We start from the raw sequence: 24121 nt of genomic DNA on the forward strand, positions 1-24121 counted from the left end.
AGAGGGGTCGGGATTGGACGCGAAATGGGGGTCGTCGTTGGAAGCGATTTGACACATCATACGCCGGGACTGGCCCGCTAGATGCGGTGCGCGGCAGATGGCAGCATTAGCGTCGACGGTCGACGTCCGGTCCTAGATGGGTGGGATGTCACATTCGAACCCAATGACCAGGGCCGAGGGCCTCACCCGGCTGGCAGCCTTCATCGAAGGTCCAGGCGCGAGCTACGCCAACATGCGCAACACCGACCGTGGCGGCGGCGCGCCTCCGACCACCTCGGCCCTGTCGCCCTACCTGCGTCGGCGCCTCATTTCGGAGCAGGAGGTCGTCGAGGCGGCAGTCGGCGCCTTCGGGGAGCGCGAGGCGGAGAAGTTCGTCTCCGAGGTCTTCTGGCGCACCTACTTCAAGGGCCACCTCGAGACGCACCCGCAGGCCTGGACGAATTACCTCGACGGGGTCGAGGAGGGGCGTAGGCACCTCGATGCGGAGCCCGGGCTGCGTCGCATCCACCAAAGGGCCGTGGAGGGTGGCACCGGCATCGACGGCTTCGACGATTGGTCCCGCGACCTCGTCGAGACCGGGTGGCTGCACAACCACGCCCGCATGTGGTTCGCGTCCATCTGGATCTTCACCCTGCGCCTGCCCTGGGAGCTGGGCGCCGACTTCTTCATGCGCCACCTCGTCGACGGCGACCCGGCGAGCAACACGCTCTCGTGGCGGTGGGTCGCGGGCCTGCACACGCGGGGCAAGCACTACGTGGCGCGGCGCGACAACGTCCGGCGTTGCACCGAGGGTCGTCACGACCCCCGAGGCCTCGACGAGGACCCCGCATCCTTGGAGGAGGCGATCCCACCACGGGAGGTGACGGTGCCGGTGGCCGACGCCGCGCCGTCCGGAGACGTCGCGCTCCTCATGCACCTTGACGACCTCCATCCTGAAAGCCTGCTGTCCGAACGCATGCGCGTCGTCCGGATCGCCGGCCTCGTCGCACATGCCGCCGGTGCCAGCCCGCTGGTGCGGGAGGCCGACCGGCAGGCCATGGCCGACGGCTTGGAGCGTTCGCGCCTCCATTTCGGCTGTGAGGTTCGGCCCGTCGCGAAAGGTTGGGCTGGCGACCTGCCGGTCGTCACGGCCTGGGCACCCGTCGGGCCGTCGGCCGCGATCCTACCAGCTGGTTGCATCCGCATCCGCCGCGCTTGGGACGAGGCGGCGTGGCCATCATGCAACCGGGGTTATTCGAGGCTACGGGCGGCCATCCCACGACTGACTTCGGCATCCCGATCGCCGATCGCGTGAACTAGCGCTTCGTCTAGACCAGCGATGTGGCGGGCGGTGCGGTTCCATCCCTTCGCAGCTACCCGACTTGACGCGACCTCGGAAGATCACCCGCGTGTTCCCGTTCGGCCGCCCTTCTCCTATCATCTGGCCATGACGACTCATACGACATCCCTGTCGCTCTGACCTGATGTCCGGACAAGGCGACCTCTTCCAGCAACTCGGCATCGGGCAAGCGGAACTTGCGGCACAAGGGTCCCGGAACGCGAGGGGGCACCGCCGATCGGTTCCCGGCGTCCGGAACGTGACGCCGGAGCTCGCGGCCAAGGTCCTCGAGGCGAGCGACGACTATCGCGAGCTCCGGCGTCTGCGGCCACGCGAGGCCTCCGGTCCGCGCACGCTGACTGGAGACGAGAGGCTCGTCGTCATCGTCGACACCGAGACCACCGGGCTAGACCATCGAACCCACGAGGTCATCGAACTCGGCATGGTCGCGTTCGTGCACGACGGGCGGGGCGAGGTCCTCTCCGTGACGGCGGAGTTCAGCGCCCTCCAGGAACCGTCGGGGCCCCTCACGCCGGAAATCGTGCGGCTGACCGGCATCACCGACGAGATGCTGGAGGGGAAGCGGATCGACCTCGACGCCGTAGAGGCGTTCATCGCGGAGGCCGACCTCATCGTGGCTCACAACGCGGGCTTCGACCGGCCTTCTGCGAGCGGCTGACGCGCGGCTTCGTTCCCAAGCCCTGGGCCTGCTCGGTGAAGGAGGTCGCATGGGCCGACTTCGGCTTCGAGGGTACGAAGCTGGGTTATCTGGTTGGCCAGTCGGGCTGGTTCCACACCGGGCATCGGGCGACCGATGACTGCCATGCACTCCTGGAGGTACTCGCCGCCGCCCTGCCAGGCCAGGCGGGATCGGCCCTCGGACACCTGCTCGCCCGGTCCGGGTCCACGCACGTAAGGATCTGGGCCGAGGGGGCACCCTATGATCTCAAGGGCCAGTTGAAGCGCCGCGGATATCGTTGGAGTGACGGCACCGACGGGCGTCCCCGTGCCTGGTGGGTCGATGTCGACGAGGCGTTAGCCGAGGCCGAGATCGCCTACCTCGAGGGGGAGATCTACATGCGGCGCGTGCGACCCCGAGCCCAGCGCATCACCGCATGCGAACGCTACAAATCGACGTGAGCCTTCAACCGCATCATCACGGTTGGGCGCGGATTCACAGACCAACGTCCTGTCAAGCTCGTCTGAGGCATCAACCATCGAGACCAACCCTGACAAACTCCGGATGCTAAAACTGCGCCCTGATCGAACACCTACTCGCCGTCGATCTGCGCCGAGCCTTGTGCTGCGACCAGCTTCATCTGCCTTGCGACACTCAACGCAAGCGTTCGCCGGTTCACCCCGAGCTTGCGGAAAAGGTTCTTGAGGTGGAACTTGACGGCGGCCTCGGTCAATCGAAGCTCGCGAGCGATCTCCTTGTTGGCCGCGCCACGCTCCAAACCGGCCAGCACCTCCGCTTCGCGCATCGTCAGAACGACCGCGGCTGAGCTCGTGAGTTCGCCGACGCGACGAGGCTGCAAGGGGCCGAGGATCGACGCGAGGTAGGCCACACCCTCGGGCCGGAAGACCGACAATCCGAACTGACGCACGACGGCGCGCAGGATGCCCTTCATGGACGCATCCCCGTCCCTGACGACCTGCGTCGCCTGTTGCGGAACGGCGAACGCCAAGACCGCCTGGATCTGGCTGAGCGCTTCCTCATGGCAACGCGTCCCCCAAAGTCCCTCGATCATCACGAGACGGGCGGAGAGGAGATCAAGGCCCATGTCGGTCGACCCCGCCGACGACAAGAGATGACGCGCCAAGGCGAGACCCTCATCCGGTTCGCCGCGCCTGACGAGAAGGCGAGCTTTGGTCGCCAATGCCTCGTGGCGCTCGCGTAGCGTCGGCCAGCGTTTGGCGAGGCAGTCAGTCAACGCGATCGCGGGCAACGGCTCGAGGACGTGAAGCGCGGCATCGAGCAAGCCTCCTCGCGTCAACAGTTCTGCCCGCGTGAGCGCGATGGACGACTCCAGACGCGGCAGGACCCGCTCCACGGCGAGCACTTCGGCCTCGTCCAAAACGGCGAGACCCGCTTCGAGTCCTTCCCGAAGGAACTTGGCACGGGCCAGCGTGGCATAGCCACGCGCGAAGGCGTCCACCCAGCCCTCGCCCCGTTTGACGATGGGCAGGGCATCGTCCAGCAACGCAGACGCCTTGGCGAGGTCGCCCTGATGGTAGAGGCACGTCGCCAGGGGTATCTGGACCAGGGCGGCGATGTTCGCGTCGGATCCGTGCGTGTCCCTCACGAGCGTATCCGCGTCCCGCAGCAGCTTCAGCGCGGCGGCGAGCCGCCCGCTCGCCATGAGGACCGTGCCGACGTGGGCCATCATGAAGATCTGCGCATAGGGAGTCCGCTCTTCCCGGTAGCACGTCAGGGCGCGCAGGCCCGTGTACCGCGCGGCGCGGAGGTCGCCGCTACGTTGATGGGCGATGCAGAGGTGGTTGTAGATCCATCCACGCTCCCAGTTGTCGTAGGTCGCGAAATCCTGCGACGCGCGGCGCAACCGGGCGATCTGTTCGTCACCGAGGTTCCTGTCCTCGTAGATGTCGATCATCCCATCGATGTGCTCGAGGTCGGCCGACGGGATCGTGTCGGAGCCGGGGCCGATCGCCTTGAGGCCGTCGACGACCTCCCGGGCCAACTGGATCTGCCCCTGTTTGGCGAGCACGAGCGCATGGGACAGGCGAAGCACGGATGACTGCTGCACGACGGGCGCCGGGAGGTCGGCCAGGAGCCGCGTCAGCGTGGAATATCCCGCGCGGAGGAAGATGTTGACGCCCCCCGCACGCCGGATCGCCTCGACCGCGAGCGGGAAGTCGCCGCCTTGCGCGGCGTGGCGAACCGCCAGGTCGAGGATGCCGCGTTCGGCGAACCAGGATGCGGCGTGGACATGGAGCGCAGCGACCTCGCCCATGGGTCTGAGGGACGCCCGCGCCTGCAATGACAGGCGAACGACGGGGTGGATCCGTAGCCGCCGGTGTGGGTGAGGCGACATCTCGACGATGGGCGACAGGCGCTCCATCGCGCTCAGCACCGCACCATCGACGGCGACCCCGGAAAGGTGCGCGACGAGGTCGAGCGGCACTGAGTCCAGGATCGCGCAGATCTCGAGCGCGCGCGACCACTCCGGGGGCAGGTCGCCGAGAACCTCCTCCTCGACGAAGTCGCGGAACAGGGGATGGCTCCCGGAAAGCAAGCCGGGGCGTTCCCCGCTGCCATCCGCTCCGACGACAGCCATTCGGCCCAGGATCACGAGTGCAGGCCATCCCCCGGTGGTCGCATGAAGGCGGCCGGCGTCCTCGCGCGAGAGGACGCCGGCGCATAGATCAACGGTTTCCTGGCCCGAGAAGGCGAGGTCTCGGGCCCCTAGCTCCAACAGCAGACCACGCGCGCGTAGGGTCGAAAGCGGGATCTTCGGCTGCCCTCTCGAGGCCAGCACGATGCGGAGATTCAACGGAAAGCGGCGGGGCAGGGTGCCGAGGCACTCGCCCATCGTCGGGCCGGCCGCATCGACGGCGTCGAGGAACAGGGTGACGGGCGCCGCATCGCTCGCCAGGAGCTGCCCCACGGTCGCGAACGCATCCTCGCCCTCCTCGCGCGCCAGCCTCGAGACCATCTTCCAGGCGATGGCGTTCGACGGCCGTCCAGCGGAGCGGATCGCCGCCGCGAGGTCGTGGAGGAAGATCCCTTTGTCGGCATCCCGGGCATCCAGGCTCATCCAGCAGAACCGGTCACCCGGCCGGCGGAGCTGTTCGAACGCCGAAACGAGGACTTCGGTCTTGCCGAACCCCGCCGAGGCCTGGAGGGAAACGACCTGTCCGGCGAGGCCCTCCTCGATGCGGGTCAGCAAGGCCGGACGCTCGATCGTAAGGGTGCGGCGACGCGGCGGCCGGAGCCTGTGCGGGATCACGGCCTCGATGGGGCATGTCGCGTCGTCGGCGTACGGGGCAGGGTGGTCGCCGGCGCCGACGCCGGATCGCGGGCGTGAGGTCATGGTCCCATTCTGCGCAGTCGCGGACCGCGCAACAAGTCGCCCGTCCCAGATTCCAATCACCCGGCGATGGGAACGTAATCCTTATCGAGCCCGAAGCAACGGGGACCGAAGACGGCCAGGGCTTCCGGCGTCCGCATGATGGGTGGGGTCTGAACCGCGAGGACGTTGACGCGCTGCCCGTAGCGCAGCCGCTCCGTCGTGATCGGCTCGGCCGTGTCGAGGTCGAGCAGGCACACGAGGTCGGGCACGATGGCGAGGACGCGGCCCTCCTGCTCGGCCGCCAGATACTCGTTCTGGATCGCGATGGTCACCGGCGCCTGGCCGGCTTCGAAAGGCGTGACCGTGGCGACGCCCACCGACCAGCCGTTCTTCACGCTGCGGGCCACGTCCGAGATCTTGCCGCTCGCGATCACCTTGGCGTGCTTGTAGTGCGTGCCGGCGAAGAACGCGACGAGCTCCGCCATGGGGTCGCGGCGCCCGACCCGGGCCTTGCGTAGGGTGCGCCCGATGCCGATGGCGAGGGACATGGTGCCTGGTACCGAGACGCGCTTGGCCGTGGCGCCGTCCATGCCGTAGTTGACGAGCCAGGACTGCCCTCCCATGCGGATCGTCACGCCGCGCGCGAGCCACTCCGAGCGGGCGGCGTCGCGCGCCTGAACGACCACGGTGTTACCCTTTTCGTCCGCCACCGCGACCGGGTTCGCGTCCACCCCGTAGACGTTGAAGGTCTCCATCTCGAGTTGCGGGAAGGCACGTCCCATGCCGTCGGCGTCGATCACCGGGACCCGGCGCTTCGCGGCCGCGAAGATCGGCGCCATGGAGTTCATGCCGCCCGCCTCGAAGGGGATGATGGCATCGAGCACGTGGCCCGTGTGCCTCTCATAGGTGTCGAAGGCGAGGTCGAGTTCGGCACCGGAGGGCACCTTCTCGATCAGGATGGTCGGCGCCCCCATGGCGCCGCAGGCCGCGATCCGGGCCGCGTCGGGGACGGACTCGAGCGGCATGAGCTCGACGGGACCGTGGGCCTCGATGGCGGAGCGCGCAAGCAGCTTCCCCGTGTATGGGTCACCACCACCACCGGTGCCGAGCACGGCGGCGCCGACCGCGAGGTCGTCGAGAAGGTCGGGCGTGATCGTGGTCATGCCGGCTCCAGCGTCTCGATGGGCGTGAAGGGTTCGTCGAGGCCGAAGGCCTTGGGACCGAACACCGCCAGGGCCTCGGGAGTCCGCATCATGGCCGGGACGGAGACGGCCACCACCGTCACACGCTGCCCGTAGCGGAGCTGCTCGGTCGGGATGGGTTCGGCGGTCTCAGTGTCCATGACGCAGATGAGGTCCGGCACGATGGCCCGGACCCGGCCGTCAACACGGGCGATGAGGTTCTCGTTCTGGATCTCGATGTCCATGGCGCCATCGTGGCCGTCGTTGCCGGCGATGCGCATGCGGCCGAGCGAGAAGCCGTTGCGGGTCTCGCGGACGAGGTCGACTATCTTACCCGTGAAGATCACGCGGCCGTATGAGTAGAGGGTCTCGGGCAGCAGTGCGAGGAGGGCCGCGATCGGGTTCCGATGCTCGGCCTTGGCCTCGCGCAGGCAGCGGCCGATGCGGATCGCGAGCGACAGCGTGCGGGGGATGGCGGTTCGCTTCACGTCGGCGCCGCTCATGGCGTATTCGGCGATGTAGGCGCAGCCCCCCATGCGGATCGTCACGCCGCGCGCGAGCCACTCGACGGTGCGGTTGTCGTCGCTCCGGATGATCGCCGACTCCCCGTATTCGTTGCTGACGACGAGCGGGGCCGCTGGGATGCCGTAGACCCCGAAGGTCTCCATCTCGAGTTGCGGGAAGGCCCGACCCATGCCGTCCGCGTCCACGACCGGAAGGCCGAGGCGCGCACCCACGACGAGCGGGATCGTCGAGTTGATGCCGCCGATCTCGATCGGCATGGTGGCTGTGGCCTTCCGCCCGAGGTGCCTCTCAAGCGTGTGCAGGGAGTGGATCGCCTCCTCGCCACTCGGGATCTTCTCGACCAGGACGGTTGGCGCTCCCATCATGGCAGTGGGAATAACGAAGGCATCGTCGTCGAGCTCGTCCGGGTCGACCAGGGTGACGCTCAGCCCCTCGTCGAGGCATTGCTGCACCATCAGGCGGCCGACGTAGGGATCGCCGCCGCCGCCCGTGCCCAGGAAGGCGGCGCCGAGCGCGAGGTCGATGAGGTCGGTTCTGTCGAGTGTTCTGGGCATGGGATTACCGCACCGCGAGGTCGCCGACGGCCTTGACGCGTATGCGCGTCGCGTTGCCGGGCAGGTAGGAGAGCGGCACCTCCTCGATGTCGACGATGCCGATGGTGGCCGGGTCCGCACCCGCCGCCCGGGCGCGCTCGGAGGCTTCGCGCTTGGCGCCGTCGAGCACCGCGTCGCGCGAGGTACCCTCGAGGGAGAACACCCGGTCGATCTCGCCGCCGACCTGGGCGATGGCGGCCCCGATGGCGTTGGCGACCGATGCGTTCTCGGGTCGGATCACCTTCGAGGCGCAGGGCAGGTCGCGCGACACTAGGATCGAGCCGCCGCCGACCAGGATGACGGGCAGCGGGTCGGCGCTGGTCTTCATGCGGTCGACCGTCTCGTCGACCATGCGGTGCATGGTATCGAGCGCGGCGGAGATCGTCGCCGCCGGAACGTGCCTCACCCGGGAACGGTCGCCTATGTCCTCCAGTCCCGCCGCGACCACGATGTCCGTCGTGGTGAGCACGTCGCCCCCGAACACGAGGGCCTTGTTCGTGATCTCGTAACCGACCGAGTCCGGCCCGATCCGTCGCCCATCGTCGCGGACGAGGCTACCGCCCCCCAGCCCGACCGCCAGAACGTCGGGCATGCGGAAATTGGTGCGCACGCCGCCGATGTCGACGGAGATCGCCGACTCTCGCGGGAAGCCGTGCATCAACATGCCGACGTCCGACGTGGTACCGCCGATGTCCACCACCATGGCCTCCTTGGTGCCGGCCAGCATGGCGGCACCGCGCATCGAGTTGGTGGGGCCCGACGCGAAGGTGAGCACGGGATAGCGCTCGACATGCTCGGGCGTCATCAGCGTGCCGTCGTTCTGGCTGACGAAGAAGGGCGCGGTGATGCCGAGGTCGCGCAAGGCCTGGCGGAACGAGGTCACCACCTTGGCCGAGAGGTCGGCCAGGCAGGCGTTCATGATCGTCGCGTTCTCGCGCTCCAGGAAGCCGACGCGGCCGATCTCGTTCGACAGCGACACCAGGAGGCCCGGCACCTCGTTCCGCAGGATCTCGGCCGCGCGCTCCTCCATGACGTTGGTCACGGGCGAGAACACCGAGGTGATGGCCACCGTCCTCAGGCCGCGAGCCCGGATCTCGCCCGCGATGCGCAGGAGTTCCGTCTCGTCGAGCGGGGCAATCTCGCGGCCGTCGAACTCATGGCCGCCGCGCACCATGAAGGTGTGACGGCCGAGCGTCGTGGCGAGGTCCTCGGGCCAGTCGACCATCGGCGGCAGGCCCTTGGTGGCCGGCAGCCCGAGCCGCACGGCGGCCACTTCGAGCAGCCGCTTGCGTTCCACCACGGCGTTGGTGAAATGCGTGGTGCCGATCATCACCGCCTCGATGTCGGTCATCGAGGCCTTCGTGCGGCTGAGAACGTCGCTCAACACGGCCGTGATGCCACCGCTGACGTCGGCCGTAGTGGGAGACTTGCAGCCGCCACGGACCGCCATGCCGTCCATCAAGACGGCGTCGGTGTTGGTGCCGCCGACGTCGATGCCGATGCGCATCGGCTCCTCCTCTTTCATTTGGTGTGGGCGCCCATCCGGGCGCGATGGATCATCGGGCGACCGGGCTCATCCGGTCGTCCTCCCGGCCGCAGACCGGCCAGACATGCGCTTGGCTGGCGGCCCGCTAGGCCGCCAGGGTGAAGGAGCGTTGCGGGTCCCAGCTCACCGTTACCGATGCGCCGGGCGCGAAGCGTTGGAGGTGGCTCTGGTTCTGCCGCTCGGCCACGACGTCCTGGCCCGCGACCTTGAGACGATAGCGCACGAGCGCGCCTTGGTAGGTCTCGCTCAGCACCGTCGCGGGAACCCGGATGGAATCCGGCCGGCCGGAGGCCTCCCCGATCAGCACGTTCTCCGGGCGCACGACGAGCTTCGCGGCCGACCCGACGGCAGCCCCTGCCGCATCGGGCGCCGTGATCTCCTGTCCGCCGAGGTCGAGCACGAGGCCGGCGGCATCACGCCGGCGCACGGTGACATCCATGACGTTGGAATGGCCGATGAAACGGGTCACGAAGAGGTCGGAGGGCGTCTCGTAGATGGCGTCCGGCGTGCCCTGCTGGACGATGCGCCCGCCGTTCATCACGCCGATGCGATCCGACATGGTCAGCGCCTCGTCTTGATCGTGCGTGACGTAGACCGTGGTGATGCCGAGCGACTTCTGGAAATCCTTGATCCAGAACTTCATCTCCTCCCGAAGGCCCTTGTCGAGTGCGCTCAGAGGCTCGTCGAGCAGTAGGATCCGCGGTTCCGTGACGAGCACCCGCGCGAGCGCCACCCTCTGCTGCTGGCCGCCCGAGAGCTGCCGTTGGTAGCGGTCGTCGAGACCCGCGAGGCCGACCTGCCGGAGGGCGGCCTCGACCTTGGCCGCGATCTCGTCGCGACCCCGCTTCCGGAGCCTCAGCCCGAAGGCGATGTTCTCGGCCACGCTCATGTGCGGGAAGATGGCGTAGTTCTGGAACACGATGCCGATGTTGCGGCGTTCGGGCGGCAGGTGCGTCACGTCCTCGCCACCGAGCGTGATGCTGCCCGAGGTCGGCGCCACGAAGCCGGCGATCATCCGCAGCGTCGTCGACTTGCCGCAGCCGGAGGGGCCGAGAAGCGAGAAGAACTCTCCCTCGCGCACCTGGAGGTCGATGCCCGACACGGCCGCAGCCCCGCCGCCCGGGTAGCTCTTGACGAGCCGCGTGAGCTTGATGTCGGACATCGCCCCCGCCCCTCAGTGGCTGCCGAAGATCTGGTTCACGGTCTCGACGATGTCGTCCTCGTGCTCGAGGTAGCTGTTCCAGTCCGGGATGGTGAAGCCCGACACCGCGTCGGCCGTGTTCTTGATGCCGAACTCGGCCAGGGTCGCCGGAATGACGGCGTCCTTGGTGACCGGCGCGTAGTTGAAGGCTTCCGTGAACTTGTTGAGGAAGCCCGCGTCGAGGGTGCGGTTCAGGAAGGCGAGCGAGAGCTTCTTCTGCACGGGATCGGTGTAGCGGCTCACCGTCATCGTCTGCGTGAGGATCGGCTTCACCTCGTCCCACACCAAGGCTGCCACCTTGATGCCCTTCTTGGCCTGCAGGTAGGCCTCGCCGTCGTCCTGCACCGCGATCGCCACCTCGCCGCGCTCGAGCAGTGCCTGCATGTTGCCGGTGAAATCGCTGATCTTCAGTGGCGAGGCCCGCTTCATGGCGTCGTAGCCGGCGTCGAGGTCGTACTGGTCCTTGCCGAACACCTTGCAGGCCGCGAGGAAGAAATCCATCTGCAGCGTGTTCGACGTGATGTAGGTGCCGCGCTTGCCGGCGTAGCGCGCATCCCAGAAGTCCGCGAACTTTGTGGGCGGGGGTGCCGCCATGTCGGTGCGGTAGGCGTAGCAGTAGCGCGCGTAGGCCCAGGTGATGCCCACCTTGTTGGCGGTCGCGAAGGGCCAGACGTTCTTGGAATTCGGGACGTTGGCCATCACCTCGTCGAGCGGCATGAAGAAGTCGCCCGCCTTCGCGGTCTTGAACATCTCCGGGTAGTTCCAGTTCACCACCGCGAAGGGCGGCTTGTCCTTGGGGTTCGCCACGAACTTCGGGAACCACGGAAAGGCCGAATCATAGGCGACCTTGCAGTTGAACTGCTTCTCGAAGTCGTCAAGCATCAGCTTGCGGACGAGGTCCTGCCAGAAGCCGCCCCATTCCGCCACGTTGAGCGTCGCGCCCCCTGCGTCGAAGGTTCCGCCGTCGTAGGTAACGTCAGCTGACCATGCGTGGTTGATGTTGAAGAGCGGCAGGGAGACGGCCGCCCCCGTGCCGAGCTTGAGCGCCTGGCGGCGGCTGTAGGACGGGGGCTTGATGCTCTCTGTCATTGGTGGGCTCCGGTGAGGGGACGCTCAGGCGCCGAACATGCGCTTGAAGCTGACGAGGCGGGACGTCGCGATGGTGGACAGGGCCACGAGCGCGATGGCGAAGATGCCGGCCGCCGCCGCCGTGGGCTCGAAGGCGTAGCGGAGCGACGCGTACATCGCGAGCGGCAGCGGCTGCAGGTTCGGGATCGACAGGAACAGGTTCACGTCGAACTGGCCGAAAGAGATGATGAAGGCGAAGATGCTGCCGGCGGAGATCGCCGGCGCGATGATCGGCAGGGTGATGCGCAGGAAGGCTCCAAGCGCCGTCGCGCCGAGGCTGCGGGCCGCCTCCTCGAGGGACAGGTCGAATCCCACGAGCGCCGCCGAGACGGTGGCGATCACGAAGGGGCAGGTGACGAGGACGTGGCCGATGAGGAGCCCCGTGAGCGATCGCGACAGCCCGAGGTCCGTCGTGGCGTAGAAGACGTAGAGTGCGAGGCCGAGCACGAGGCCGGGCAGGACGATGGGCAGCATGAAGATGCCGCGCAGGGTGCCGGTCCAGCGGCTGGTGGAGCGCGTCAGGAACACCGACGCCATGGTGCCGAGCACGGTCGAGATCAGGGTCGCCCCGAAGGCGAGCGTGAAGCTGAAGCCATATGCCGGCATGAAGGTGGGGGAGGTGAGGAAGGCCCTCACCCAGCGGAGGGACAGACCCTGCGGCGGAAAGGTTAGGTACTCGCCCGCGTTCAGGCCCGACAGGACCACGATGACGACCGGCAGGAGCAGGACGACGAGCCCCAGGGCCGCGATGACGCGAAACGGGAGGGGGACGGACGACTCGCTCATGCCCGGCCTCCGGCGCCGCGCATGGCGGCGAAGCGGTAGAGTGCCACGGTCGCGGCGCTGATGACGAAGAGCACGGTCGCGATAGCGGCGCCGAACTGCCACTTGCCCATCTCGGAGATCTGCTGGAACACGTGGATTGGCAGCACCTGCACCTTCCAGCCGCCCATGAGCGCTGGCACCACGTAGGACGACACCGACAGGGAGAAGACGAGAAGCGTTCCGGCCAGGATGCCCGGCATGGAGAGAGGCAGCGCCACGTGGCGGAACGCCGCCCAGCGAGTGGCGCCGAGGCTGCGGGCCGCCTCCTCGTAGGAGGGGTGGACGGCCTGGATGATACCGATCAGGGACAGCACCATGAAGGGCAGCGTCACCTGCACGAGGCCGACGACGACCCCGAAGGCGTTGTACATGAGTGGGAGCGGTTCCCGGATGACGCCCCAGGAGCGCAGGGTCGAGTTGATCAGGCCGTTGTCGCCCATCAGGACCATGAGTCCATAGAGCCGGATCACGGTGTCGAGCTGCATGGAGGCCAGCACCAGGATCATCAGCAGCGTGTTTCGCCCGGCGTGCTCCGTCTTGGCGATCACGAACGCGAGCGGGTAACCGAGGACCAGGCAGGCGACCGAGACGACCGCCGCGATGCTGATCGAGCGGAGGATCGAGGAGGTGTAGATCTCGCGGGTGAAGATGCGGACGAAGTTCGCCGTATCGAAGTCGCCGTGCAGCCGCACCACGCCTGCAGCGGGATGATCGAGCGAGATGGCGAAGAGCGACGCCACCGGCACGAGGAAGAACGCGACGAAGAGGACGATCATCGGCAGCACAAGCCACCACAGCCGCGGGCCGGGTGCCGCGAGACGGAGCGGCATCGACGGCGCGAGGCCGGGCGTGCCAATCGCCGTCATGGCGACATCCTCGCCGGGCTCGACACTGGCGCCGTCCCGCATCGTCACTCGGCCGCCATGCCGAAGGGCAACTCGATGGCGGGGTAGCCCACGATCTCCTTGGCCGGCGGCATCGGGTAGGTGCGCTTGCTTTGGGCCAGTCCGACGCGGGCCATCGCGGCCGCGACGGCGACCGCGTTCGGGATGGGATCGATCACCGGAACGTCGATGCCGCGGGCGAGGAGGCCCTCGCGGACGGCGGCCGCGCATCCGAGCAGGCCGGTGCAACCGAAGATGATGGCCTCTGCGCCGTCCTGCTCGACCGCCTTGACTGCCTCCTCGACCAGCATCGCCTTCGTCCGGTCGAGGTCGGATTCGAGCGCAAGCACCGGGATGTCGACCGAGCGCACGGATGCGAGCTTGCCGGAGACCCCCGCCAGCGCCGCCGTGTTCTCAAAGCTCGGCCGCAGCCGGCGGAGCACGGTGACGACGCTGAAGGTGTGACCGAGCATGGCGGCGACCAGCATGGCGGTCTGCCCAGGGCCGATAACCGGGATCGACACTGTCTCACGCGACGGCCGCAGTCCGGGGTCACCCATGCAGTCGATCACCACGGCATCGACGCCCTCGTGCTCCGCCGCGATGATCTTGGCGACCGTTCCAGGAGCCGCAAGCGCCGCCTCGAACTCGCATTCGATCGAGCCCGGTCCCGTGTCAATCTCGGCGTGGCTAACGACCACCCCTGGGCTCTCCAACGCCTTGAGGGCTTCTGGACGCCGGAAACCCCGCGTCGTGATCGGCACGATGACGCGGACGTGGATGGTGTCTTGGCGCATGGCGCTGGTCCCGTGATGACGTCCTGAAAGCTGACAGCATCCACGATCCATCGGTAGGGGGAGGAGAGGTAGGGCCTGAACAATTACGGCGAGGCGTCTTTCCATCGAACGGGTGAGAGATCCTAACCTTTTGGGTAGGACGCTGATAGTTGTGGAGGCAGTCGCGCCATAGAAGAGGCACCGTCCTTCCCGAGCTCGTCGGCAATCGTCGGCGCGTCTTAGGCGCGTCCTCTAATCCGGCCTGAGTTCCAAGGCTTGGCTTCAGCCCTGGTCGTCGACTACATCGAACAGACCGCGTTCATCGCGACGCCCCCACAACGCCGACATTTGACGGAGCCGCGCGGCACCTCGCGGCCAATCCGTGCGACGCGAGTTCCACGGCGCGCACGAGATCCCGCAAGTCGTCCGACTCGAAGGCGCAGAGATTCCTGACGAGGGTCACGGTTCGACCCCCGGGGTGTTGATTTCCACTGAGAGTTGACCCGGCGGAGGGTCCTTCCGCACTTCTGGTGCAGATAAGGCGGGTCATGCCGTGAGCACGCGAGCACGGAGCAGGCCGAGCTTTGCGCGGCCGTACAGGTCGTCGAGCGCGTGGTAGGCCACGATCAGATTGCAGCAAACCGCCGCCATTTCGGGGAGGATGACGCCCTCGCCGGACCGGGCCTCGTCCCAGCGGCCGCAGAGGGTCGCCGCCGCTGCCGTCACCCGGGCCCGCCTCGCAGGCGCTAGAAGGTGCGTGCGCCGGAACTCGGGATCGCGCAGCGCCTCGTCGACGTCCGCCTCGGCCGCGAACTGGCGGGCGAGCTGGTCATCGGGGTGGGCCGCCACCGCCGCGCGGGCCGCCTCCCACCACTGCGGCATGCGCTCCCGCGCGCGGAGGAAGTCGACGCGGGTGACGGCGACCGACGCCGATCCGTGCGGGCTCTCGGGAACAAGGTCTAGAGGCTCGTCTATCTCGGAGGCCGAGCGCATAGCCTGGACGACATTGCCGGCCAACCCCTCGTTCGTCTGGTCCGTGGCGAGTGCCTCCCGCCCCCCAGACAGCAGTTCGCGCCACTCCTCGCGCAGGAGTGACGCGAAGGCTTTGCCGGCAACAGCCTTCGGCTCATCGGGGGCGTGCTCGTAAGCTTCATCGTACATCGTCGCGGCGCGGGGCCGCTCGCCGGTCGCGAGAAGGCAGGAAGCGATGTTGGCCTTGAGCCGGAAGCGGATGCGCTCCGACGCCTCCGCGGCGAGGCGGCTCAGCAGCCCCTGCGGGAGGGGCAACGCCGTCCGTGGCCTGCCGTTCAGCGCGACGTCGCGGTACGTGTCGACCTCGGCATCCAGGTGTGCCTCTAGGGTGTCGACGACGATGGTCGCGTCGCCAGGGAGGGTGCCGAGCGCCGAAGCCCGCCGTGTGAGCTGCGTCTCCATGCGTGAAAACCCGCCTCGCGCCTCGTCCTGACGGAGGAGGATGTGTTCGGTCTTCCGCAGGATGGATTGACTGAAGGGGCCGAAGCTCGGGTCGAACGCCATCCGAGCGCCGTCGTGCTCGGCGATGCGCTCCTCGAGCGTGTTCCAACCCAACACGTAGACTTCCATCCGGTGGCCGTCGGCCCTGAGCTCGACGGTGATGGTCCGGGCCAGCTCGTGCATGGCGCCGTCGTGACCACGAAGTACTCGCGCAGGCTCGGCCTGAACCCGAGCGCCTTACGGACCTCGTCGCGGACCTCGGCCTCCGTGAGCTCCTTGCCGTCGCCCTTCAGTTTGCATTGCACCCCGACGTACTGGGCGGGGTCGCGTTCGCGCATGCCGTAGACGTCCACCCCATCCTGGGCTTGCCCGCGCCGGGCGTTCCTCTGGACGTTGGGGTCTCCCAGCAAGGCGCGCCACAACGGGACGCACGCCCGCTCGAAGGCTTGCTCGTCCGTAGGCTTGGGGATCTGGGTAGCGGCGAGCGCCATGATGGCGACCGTCTTAGCCGCTTCCGTGACGGTCGTCATGCGCGACCGTTCCTGTTCCACAACGGCCGGCTGGTCAGGATGCGAACGAATCCAATGGCCTCGAATCAGCTTTGATGCGAGGGCGCATCCGGTTGGCTCAGACACGAGACCACGCGGACGAACGCTCGCGATTGCGCTCCCCGGCTCAGCGTCCAATGACCGCTGACTGCGAACGCCTGAGAGCGACTCAGCGCAGGCTCAGCAAGATCCCTCGCTGCGCCGTGACGACGGCTGTAGACCTGGGAGGCACCAAGTTGACCGTCAGCGGATCCTCGATCAGGGCAGGACCCTCGATGACCTGGCCGACGCAGAGGCGCGGCCCGTCGTAGACGGGGATCGCAGTCGGGCCATCAAGCTCACGTAGGTGAACGACCCGCCGCAGCCGCTCGGCCGAGTCGGCAGGTCCGGTGCTCTGCGGTTCGGCCGGAGGGCTCGCGTTCACGTTGCGTCCAACCGCGAGGACGTCCCACTCGACGAACTCCACCGGATCGCCTTCGGCGCGCATGGAGTTCAGCCGCTCGTGGAGGACGTGGAAGGCTTCGACGAGTGCGGCGAGATCCTCGGCATCTCGAATGCGCCCGTCGGGCACGCCGAGCGTCACGTGCCAGACCTGCCCCGCATAGCGCGCCTGGGTGCTGAAGGAGAGATGCCGCCTTTCGTCGGGAACGCCCATGCCTTCCAGGAAGTCGATCGCCTCCTTCCGGATCTCGGCGAGCACGGTGCCCACACGGTCGAAATCAAACGAGACGCTGCTCGAGAAGGCGCTTCGCGTGAAGTTGAACTTCACGTCGCCCGTGCTGATGCCGTAGGCGCTCAGCACGCCGGCCGCACGGGGGATCAGCACGGTGGGGATGCGGAGCTCCCTGGCCAGCGAGGCCGCGTGGAGGCCGCCCGCCGCGCCGCCGGACACCAGGACGAAGCTGCGAGGGTCGAGACCCTTCTGAACCGTCATGCCCTCGATCGCGGCCACCATGTTCTGCTCGGTCGTGAAGCAGATGAGGTTGGCCGCGTCCTCGACCGTCATGCCGAGAGGCTCAGCCACGTGTTCCCGGACCGCCCTCACCGCCGCTTCCACGGAGAGCTTGATCTGCCCCGCGGCGAAGTTGTCGGGGCTGAGGAGGCCCCGCACGAGGTTGGCGTCGGTCACGGTCGGCAGCGTCCCGCCCCGCCCGTAGCAGGCCGGACCCGGAAACGCCCCGGCACTTTCGGGACCCGAGTGGATGAGGCCGCCCGCGTCGACGCGCGCGATCGATCCGCCTCCCGCCCCAATCGTCTCCACGTCGACGGAGGGGACGCCGAACACGTGCCCGCCGATGCTGCCCTCGCGGTGGCTCGGGATCTCCCATCCCTGGATGACGCTGACGTCGAGGCTCGTGCCACCCATGTCGATGCACACGATGTTGCCGGACGCCTCGGCGATCCCCTCCTCGCGCACGAGGCGGGACGCTGCCTGGGGAGCGCCCGACGGTCCCGAGAGGCAGATGAACACCGGCTTGTTGATGATCGCCTCGCTTGACGCCCGGCCGCCGTTGGAGGTGACGAAGGTCAACGTCCCTTTGAACCCCGCGGCCCGGAGTCGCTCCTCGAGGTCGTGAATGTGATGTTGGACGACAGGCTTCAGGGAGGCGTCGAGGGCCGCGGCGGACGTCCGCCGGTACTCGCGGATGGTGGGGTTCACCCGGTGGCTCAGGCTGAACGGAACGCCGGGAAGGCTCGATCGGAGGATCTCGCCGATGCGGAGCTCATGGGCGGGATTGGCGATGGACCACAGCAACGCGACGGCGACGGCTTCGACCTCCCACTCGCGCATCAGCGCCACAGCCCCCTCGACGTCCGCCTCGGCCAAGGGGCGCTCGATGCCACCCTCGGCATTGATGCGCTCGTCGATGCCGATGGTGCGGCTCCGGGGGATCAGCGGGTCCGGATAGTCGACGAACATGTCGAAGTTGTTGGGCTTGCCCCCCTCTCGGATCAGTAACGTGTCGCGGAACCCCATGGTGCAGAGCAGGGCGGTCCTGGCCGTCTTGCGCTCCAGGATGGCGTTCGTCGCGATGGTGGTGCCGCAGGCGAAGCTGCCGCAGGTCGCGAGAAGTTCGCCCCGCGTCACGCCGAGATCGGCCGCGATTCGGTCGAGGCCGGCGAAGATGCCGAGCGCGATGTTCAGTTTCGTCGTGCTGCTCTTGTAGGTCCTGACTTGGCCGTCGCCGGTGCGAAGGACAAGGTCGGTGAAGGTGCCGCCGACGTCGACGGCGATCTCGGGGCTCAAAGCTGCGCTCCGTCTGAATTAGAGGTCGTCGCGGCGGACATGCTGGCTCGACGCGCTTCGGTGGCGGCGACGTCGACGGTCAGTGCGTCCGATCCCCCGGCGAGCACGACGCCGTAGACGTCATGGGCGCGGGCCTCGGAGATCCAGCCCTCCCGGGCGCGATGCGCGACCAGGGCCGGGTCGCGCCTGAGCGGGGGCCCGAATCCTCCTCCGCCGCATCCGTGCGTCTCGAGCCGTTCCCCGGGTTGGAGGGTCTCGCCGAACGAGATGGGCATCTCGGTCCTGCGGCCGTCGGTCCCGATCCTCCAGGTTCTCGTCGGGGCCGCCGCCAAGCCCCCGCCCGCGCCGCCGGGTGGGAACTGGGTCCCACCGGCGTTGACCGCGAACCCCACGGCATCGTTCCTGACCTGGAAGATGCAATGCGCGCCCGGTCCGCCCTCCCACTCGCCGGCGCCGCCGGAGTCCGGGCTGATCTCCAGACGCTCGACCAGGATGGGTTGCTGCTGCTCGACGAGCTCGACGCTCGACTGCCAGAGCATGCCCTGCGTCGTGCCGCTCCCGAAGGTCAACCAGCCGTCATGGCCCGGAAGGGCGGGGCCGCCCCAGTAGCCCAACATGATCTGGTTGACGAAGGGTCGGTCGCCATGACGCGAATCCGTTCCGCTCACGCCTGGGCAGGAGGCGGGGTTGCCGATCGTCGCGAACGCCGTGCCGAGGTCCGGGCGGAGCCTCGTGAACATCGACTGGATGTGTTCGGGAAGGACGTGGCAGAGGTTGGTGGTCGCCGCGCAGGTCGCGGCCGGGAACTTGGGCAGGCCGATCGCGCTGCCCTCGCGCATGACGATCTTGATGCGGCGGAAGGCGCCGGTGCTCCGCGGCACCTCGGGTCCGAGGACGTTCAGCACCGCGTTGACGCAGCACGCCAGGATGGTGCTCTCGTTCATGTTGATGCCGAGCGGCACGTTGTCGATGTTATCCGTCAGGTCGATCTCGACGATCGCCGCCTCCGGATCGACGGTGAGGACCGCGCGCACCGGGATGCCGTCCGGATAGAGGTCGAGCTCCGAGTCGTAGAATGTCTCCTGGCTCACCCGGCCTCCGGGGAGCGCGCGGATCTTGTTCACGGCCATCGTCTCGGCGTAGGTCTGGTAATCCTCCAGGAAGTCCTCGACCGTCTCGACGCCGTAGGAGGCGACCAGTTCCTGGATGCGCTGCTCGCCGGTGCGGACCGAGGCGACTATGGCCTGATAGTCGCCGAAGAACTGTTCGGGCGCGCGGATGTTGGCCTTGCAGATGTCCAGGACCTCGGGGATGTCGCGGAAGTCGCGCTGGATGCGGATGCAGGGGAGTTGCAGCCCCTCCTGGTAGTAGTCCTTCGACAGCGGGCTGTAGGTGTCAGGGGTGGGGAACCCCATGTCGCTCAGATGAGCGCGCGCGATGGAGTAGAACGCGAGCTTACCGTCGAAGAACACGGGGACGCACAGCGTGAGGTCGGCGCAATGCGTGTTGCCGTGGTACCCGGAGTTGTTGGCGAAGCAGTCGCCCGGACCGACGTCATCGCCGAACTTGCGGACGACCGCCTGGGGGATGAGGTGTATCGAGCCGACGTGCACCGGCAGGCCGACCGGAGACGCGATGGACTGCATCTTGCGGTCGACGATGCTGCAGGAGAAGTCGAGGGCCGTGTTCAGGATCCCCGAGCGGCCGGATCGCGCCAGCACCGCCGCCATCTCCCGGATGATGCCCTCGAACCGACGCCTCAGGATGAGCATCGTGAAAAGGTCCGTCTTGCGATCCGTGACTTGCATGGTCGATGTCCGATGGCGCCGTCGTGTGATCAACTCGCTCGCTACAATGCGGGCAGAACGCACGCCTCCCCGCGCAGCAAGCGACAAATATATCGGTATATCTATCCCTGGACTACACCGCCCTCGTTGCTGCGTCGACTGCATGCTCGGTGAGGAATTGCGCATGAGCGAGCAAAGCTTGTGCGCCCCATGCGGAAATGGTGGGCACTGCGCGATCCGGCGATCCGGCGATCCGGCGAGCCGCAAGGCTTAGGTCTGAACCTAGTGCGGAGTTCGCTCGACCGCGTTCCAGCGCTGACGGTACCCGCCTTCATGAGGTCTCGCCATCCCGGCTCCTTGGACGGCATGATCGACTTCGCCGCGACTCCGAACGGACGAGACGTCTAAGTCGACGCCGATCGTTCATCGGTTCGCGCCGAAGCCTCGCCTGATGGATGAACCTGATCGAAGTCGGCGAGGATCATCGTCCAACCGGACCTGCTCGAATCCCAAGTGACAGGACCGCCACTAACTCTGCGCGGACGGTAACTGGCGACTGACGCAGTGCTGGGCTGCCAGGCGCACGCCTCAAGTTCATGCGCGCTTCGCGCAACGCCCCCACCGAACGCTCGGTCCAGCGAGGTGCCTGCTTGGTGACCGGAAACGTCAGAAGGTAGGCAGAGTTGGCCAGAATTGCCTCATCGCGCACGGGCTGTGCCGATGGTGTCTAATTGACACTGAGCGGAGATCATCAGAAATATATCGGTATATCTCTAAGGAGCCCTGATGCTGTCCGAACCGGCCGAACACGACGGCATCCTGGGTGAAGCCCTGGTTGAGGTCAACGAGCCGGTCGCCACCGGAGCCGCCGAGGCGATGATCTTCCGGCACTACGGCCTCCGCTGCAGGGCCAAGGGCCTGTCTGGCGAGAAGGACAGCAACTTCCACGTCGCCGACGAGACCGGGCGCCAGTTCCTGTTCAAGGTGGTGCACGGTAGCGAGGACCGCCTGATCACGAACCTTCAGACGCAAGCCCTGCTTCACGTCGCCCAGCGTGATCCGGACGTCCCGATCCAACGCGTGATCCCGGCGCTGTCTGGGGAGGCGGAGGTGGAGGGGGACGGTTCGCGCATGATCCGCCTGGTGACGTTCATGCCCGGGGTGCTGCAGCGCCACGCGACCCCAAGCCGGGCGCAGCGGGAGAACGTCGGCGCCGCGCTCGCCAGGCTGCAGGTCGCGTTGGCCGATTTCCGCCACCCGGCCGAGGACCATCGTTTGGCGTGGGACCTCAAGCACGTCTCCGACTTGCGCCCCCTCGCAGCCTCCATCCCCCGAGCCGACGACCGCGCCATCCTCGAGACGATCCTCGACCGTTTCGACGCGGAGGTCGCCCCGAGACTGACGGAGGCACGCAGCCAAGCCGTCCATAACGACCTGAACGGCGACAACGTCGTGGTGGACGCCTCCGACGTCGAAACCGTGACCGGGATACTCGACTTCGGGGACCTCGTCCGCACGCCGCTCGTGATCGACGTGGCGGTGGCGGCGGCCTACCAGCTCTCGACGGACGGAGACCCGCTCGAAGGGGCCCTCGACCTCATCCGTGGCTTCACCGCAATCCGGCCCCTGGAGTCGGGAGAGTTGGACGTCCTGTTCGACCTGATCCTGGCGAGGATGGTCCTGCGCATCTCGATCACGGAATGGCGGGCCGCCCGGTTCCCGGAGAACAGCGCGTACATCCTCAGGAACACCCCTCTCGCTTGGGCGCAGCTCAAGCACCTGGTCTCCCTGCCGCGGCGCGGGGCGATCGAGGCGATCGTGAACGCCAGCAATCTCCGGAGCCGATGATGTCGTCCGCCACAGCCTACATGATCAACGGGTTCGACCCTGCCCGAGCCGGCGAACTCACCGAGGCAGAGCAGCACCTCATAGCCAGGCGCCAGAAGGTCCTCGGACCGTCCTACAAGCTCTTCTACCAGCATCCTGCCCACTTCGTACGCGGGGAAGGTGTTTGGCTCTACGACCCGGACGGAAACGCGTACCTCGACGTCTACAACAACGTCCCCTCGGTCGGTCACTCCCATCCGCGGGTCGTCGAAGCCGTGGCCAAGCAGGCCGCGACGCTGAACACGCACACGCGTTACCTGCACGAAGGCATCGTCGCCTACTCGACGCAGCTGCTGGCCACCTACCCGGACGAGCTCGAGCACGTGATGTACACGTGCACCGGTAGCGAGGCCGTCGACCTCGCACTCCGCATCGCCCGTTTCCACACCAAGGGGACGGGCATCATCGTGAGCGCGAACGCCTACCACGGGCTGACGAGCGCCGTCGTGGAGATCTCCCCCTCCATGGGGCCGAACGTCCCCCTCGGACGGCACGTCTACGCCGTTCCGGCGCCCGACCAGTACCGCGCCAAGGAAGGCGAGGACATCGGCGAGACGTTCGCCGCCGACGTCGACGCCGCGATCAAGGACATGCAGCGCCACGGAATCCGCTTCGCCGGCATGATCACGGACATGATCCTGTCGACTGACGGGATCCTCACGGAACCCCGCGGCTTCTTCAAGAAGGCCGTCGAGGTCGTGCGCGCCGCGGGCGGGGTGTTCATCGCCGACGAGGTCCAGCCGGGTTTCGGGCGGACCGGCGAGAACATGTGGGGGTTCCAGCGGCACGGCATCGTTCCCGACATGGCCGTCATGGGCAAGCCCATGGGTAACGGCATGCCGATCGCGGGCGTGGTCATGAAGCCCGAGCTCGTCGCCGAGTTCGGACAGAAGGTGCGCTACTTCAACACGTTCGGCGCGAACACCGTGTGTATCGCCGCCGCCCAGGCCGTTCTCGACGTGATCAACGACGAAGGGCTGTTGGCGAATTCGGTCACGGTCGGCCGCTACATGCACGAGGGCATCGAGCGCATCGCGGAGAGGCACCCGCGCATCGGCGACGTCCGGAGCGCGGGCCTCTTCCTCGGGGCCGACTTCGTCAAGGATCCCACGACCAAGGAGCCGGACGGCGAGTACGCCTTGAGGGTGGTCAACCGGCTGCGCGACAAGCGCGTCCTGATCAGCGCCTCCGGCCGCGTCGGCAACGTCCTGAAGATCCGGCCGCCGCTGCCCTTCAAGACGTCCGACGCGGACGTCTTCCTCAACCGGCTCGAAGAGACCCTCGACGAGCTCGGCTGAAGCCATTCGGCCTGACGCCGAACGAGCTGCGGGAGACCGCACCCGCAGCGACGACCCCGCCCACCTGGAGAGATCGATGACATTGAAGACGATGCTCGCTGCCACCGCACTCGGCCTCGCGGTCGCGGGCGGTGCCGCCCAAGCCAAGGAATGGAAGTCCGTCCGGATCGCCGTCGAGGGCGTGTACCCCCCGTTCAACTACATGGACAAGGGTGAGCTCACCGGTTTCGACGTGGACGTGGCCAAGACGCTCTGCACGCACATGAAGGTCGAATGTACCTTCGTGGTGCAGGATTGGGACGGCATGATCCCGGGCCTACTCGCCGGCAAGTACGATGCCATCGCGTCGTCGATGAGCATCACGGACGAGCGCAAGAAGAAGGTCGACTTCTCCGACAAGTACTACAACACCCCGGCGCACTTCATGGCGGCCACGACGTCCAAGGTCGGGGACACCTCGCCCAAGGGGCTGGCCGGCAAGACGATCGGAGCCCAGGGCTCGACCACCCAGGCCTCCTTCCTCGACAAGAACTACAAGGACTCGACTGTCAAGACGTACCAGTCCGTCGATGACGCGAGCGCCGACCTCGCGTCGGGTCGCGTCGACCTGGTCTTCTCCGACAAGGTCCTCCTGAACGAGTGGATGAAGAAGTCGAGCGACGGCAAGTGCTGCGAGCTCGTCGGTCCCGACATGAGCGATCCGAAGGACTTCGGGTACGGGAAGGGCGTGGCGGTCCGCAAGGACGCGCCGGAGCTCCTGGCGATGTTCAACACGGCCATCAAGGCGAGCCTCGCCGACGGCAGCTACAAGGCCGACAACGACAAGTACTTCCCCTTCTCCGTCTACTGAGGACCGCTGGTCCACACCG

General features: G+C 67.4%; 18 protein-coding genes. 6 read left to right on the forward strand and 12 right to left on the reverse strand.

The genetic code is table 11. The features are described from left to right. Window positions 1-163: 163 nt before the first annotated feature. From P7D22_RS15360 to P7D22_RS15370, 3 genes are all read left to right on the forward strand, one after another. Complete coding sequence (locus P7D22_RS15360) at window positions 164-1294, forward strand: FAD-binding domain-containing protein (RefSeq protein ID WP_319935128.1); 1131 nt, start codon at window positions 164-166, stop codon at window positions 1292-1294. A gap of 283 nt (window positions 1295-1577) precedes the next feature. Further along, window positions 1578-1997: an exonuclease domain-containing protein gene (locus tag P7D22_RS15365; protein ID WP_319935129.1), complete on the forward strand. Its 420-nt coding sequence runs from the start codon at window positions 1578-1580 to the stop codon at window positions 1995-1997. Window positions 1998-2032: 35 nt separating this feature from the next. Beyond that, window positions 2033-2458, forward strand: coding sequence for a hypothetical protein (locus tag P7D22_RS15370; RefSeq protein WP_319935130.1), 426 nt, complete (start codon window positions 2033-2035; stop codon window positions 2456-2458). Between the two features lie 131 nt (window positions 2459-2589). Here the strand turns inward: P7D22_RS15370 and P7D22_RS15375 are convergent, their stop codons facing one another. From P7D22_RS15375 to P7D22_RS15430, 12 genes are all read right to left on the reverse strand, one after another. Continuing rightward, window positions 2590-5229 (reverse strand): LuxR C-terminal-related transcriptional regulator, encoded by a 2640-nt coding sequence (locus tag P7D22_RS15375; RefSeq protein WP_319935131.1) that lies wholly within the window; start codon window positions 5227-5229, stop codon window positions 2590-2592. A 200-nt stretch (window positions 5230-5429) separates the two neighbouring features. Further along, window positions 5430-6515 (reverse strand): DUF917 domain-containing protein, encoded by a 1086-nt coding sequence (locus P7D22_RS15380; protein ID WP_319935132.1) that lies wholly within the window; start codon window positions 6513-6515, stop codon window positions 5430-5432. Continuing rightward, window positions 6512-7612: a DUF917 domain-containing protein gene (locus P7D22_RS15385; protein WP_319935133.1), complete on the reverse strand. Its 1101-nt coding sequence runs from the start codon at window positions 7610-7612 to the stop codon at window positions 6512-6514. The genes P7D22_RS15380 and P7D22_RS15385 overlap by 4 nt, the downstream gene beginning before the upstream one ends. Before the next feature lie 4 nt (window positions 7613-7616). Further along, window positions 7617-9158 carry a hydantoinase/oxoprolinase family protein gene (locus P7D22_RS15390; protein WP_319935134.1) on the reverse strand — a complete coding sequence of 514 codons (1542 nt, stop codon included), beginning with the start codon at window positions 9156-9158 and terminating at the stop codon, window positions 7617-7619. Between the two features lie 124 nt (window positions 9159-9282). Beyond that, window positions 9283-10359, reverse strand: coding sequence for an ABC transporter ATP-binding protein (locus tag P7D22_RS15395; protein WP_319935135.1), 1077 nt, complete (start codon window positions 10357-10359; stop codon window positions 9283-9285). Between the two features lie 12 nt (window positions 10360-10371). Beyond that, entirely contained in the window at window positions 10372-11487 is a 1116-nt protein-coding gene (locus P7D22_RS15400; protein WP_319935136.1) for an ABC transporter substrate-binding protein, read from the reverse strand. Between the two features lie 24 nt (window positions 11488-11511). Then, window positions 11512-12312, reverse strand: coding sequence for an ABC transporter permease (locus P7D22_RS15405; RefSeq protein WP_319935137.1), 801 nt, complete (start codon window positions 12310-12312; stop codon window positions 11512-11514). Beyond that, entirely contained in the window at window positions 12309-13259 is a 951-nt protein-coding gene (locus P7D22_RS15410) for an ABC transporter permease (protein ID WP_319935152.1), read from the reverse strand. Before P7D22_RS15410 ends, P7D22_RS15405 begins: the two co-directional genes overlap by 4 nt. A 2-nt stretch (window positions 13260-13261) precedes the next feature. Next, window positions 13262-14032: an aspartate/glutamate racemase family protein gene (locus P7D22_RS15415; RefSeq protein WP_319935138.1), complete on the reverse strand. Its 771-nt coding sequence runs from the start codon at window positions 14030-14032 to the stop codon at window positions 13262-13264. Between the two features lie 525 nt (window positions 14033-14557). Beyond that, window positions 14558-15667 carry a hypothetical protein gene (locus tag P7D22_RS15420; protein ID WP_319935139.1) on the reverse strand — a complete coding sequence of 370 codons (1110 nt, stop codon included), beginning with the start codon at window positions 15665-15667 and terminating at the stop codon, window positions 14558-14560. A 534-nt stretch (window positions 15668-16201) separates the two neighbouring features. Continuing rightward, entirely contained in the window at window positions 16202-18280 is a 2079-nt protein-coding gene (locus P7D22_RS15425) for a hydantoinase/oxoprolinase family protein (protein WP_319935140.1), read from the reverse strand. Beyond that, window positions 18277-20088 (reverse strand): hydantoinase B/oxoprolinase family protein, encoded by a 1812-nt coding sequence (locus P7D22_RS15430; protein ID WP_319935141.1) that lies wholly within the window; start codon window positions 20086-20088, stop codon window positions 18277-18279. Before P7D22_RS15430 ends, P7D22_RS15425 begins: the two co-directional genes overlap by 4 nt. Before the next feature lie 765 nt (window positions 20089-20853). Between P7D22_RS15430 and P7D22_RS15435 the strand changes: the two genes are divergently transcribed. The 3 genes from P7D22_RS15435 to P7D22_RS15445 all read left to right on the forward strand — a co-directional run bounded on the left by P7D22_RS15435 (window position 20854) and on the right by P7D22_RS15445 (window position 24102). After that, on the forward strand, window positions 20854-21915 hold the full coding sequence (locus tag P7D22_RS15435) for a phosphotransferase (RefSeq protein WP_319935142.1): 1062 nt from the start codon (window positions 20854-20856) through the stop codon (window positions 21913-21915). Then, window positions 21912-23252, forward strand: a complete 1341-nt coding sequence (locus P7D22_RS15440) for an aspartate aminotransferase family protein (RefSeq protein ID WP_319935143.1) — start codon at window positions 21912-21914, stop codon at window positions 23250-23252. The genes P7D22_RS15435 and P7D22_RS15440 overlap by 4 nt, the downstream gene beginning before the upstream one ends. Window positions 23253-23328: 76 nt before the next feature. Then, the gene (locus P7D22_RS15445; protein ID WP_319935144.1) at window positions 23329-24102 is read left to right on the forward strand and encodes a transporter substrate-binding domain-containing protein; all 774 of its coding nucleotides are present in this window, start codon (window positions 23329-23331) and stop codon (window positions 24100-24102) included. Window positions 24103-24121 lie beyond the last annotated feature (19 nt).

It is taken from the genome of Lichenihabitans sp. Uapishka_5, from assembly GCF_033947565.1.
Classification (GTDB): Bacteria; Pseudomonadota; Alphaproteobacteria; order Rhizobiales; family Beijerinckiaceae; genus Lichenihabitans.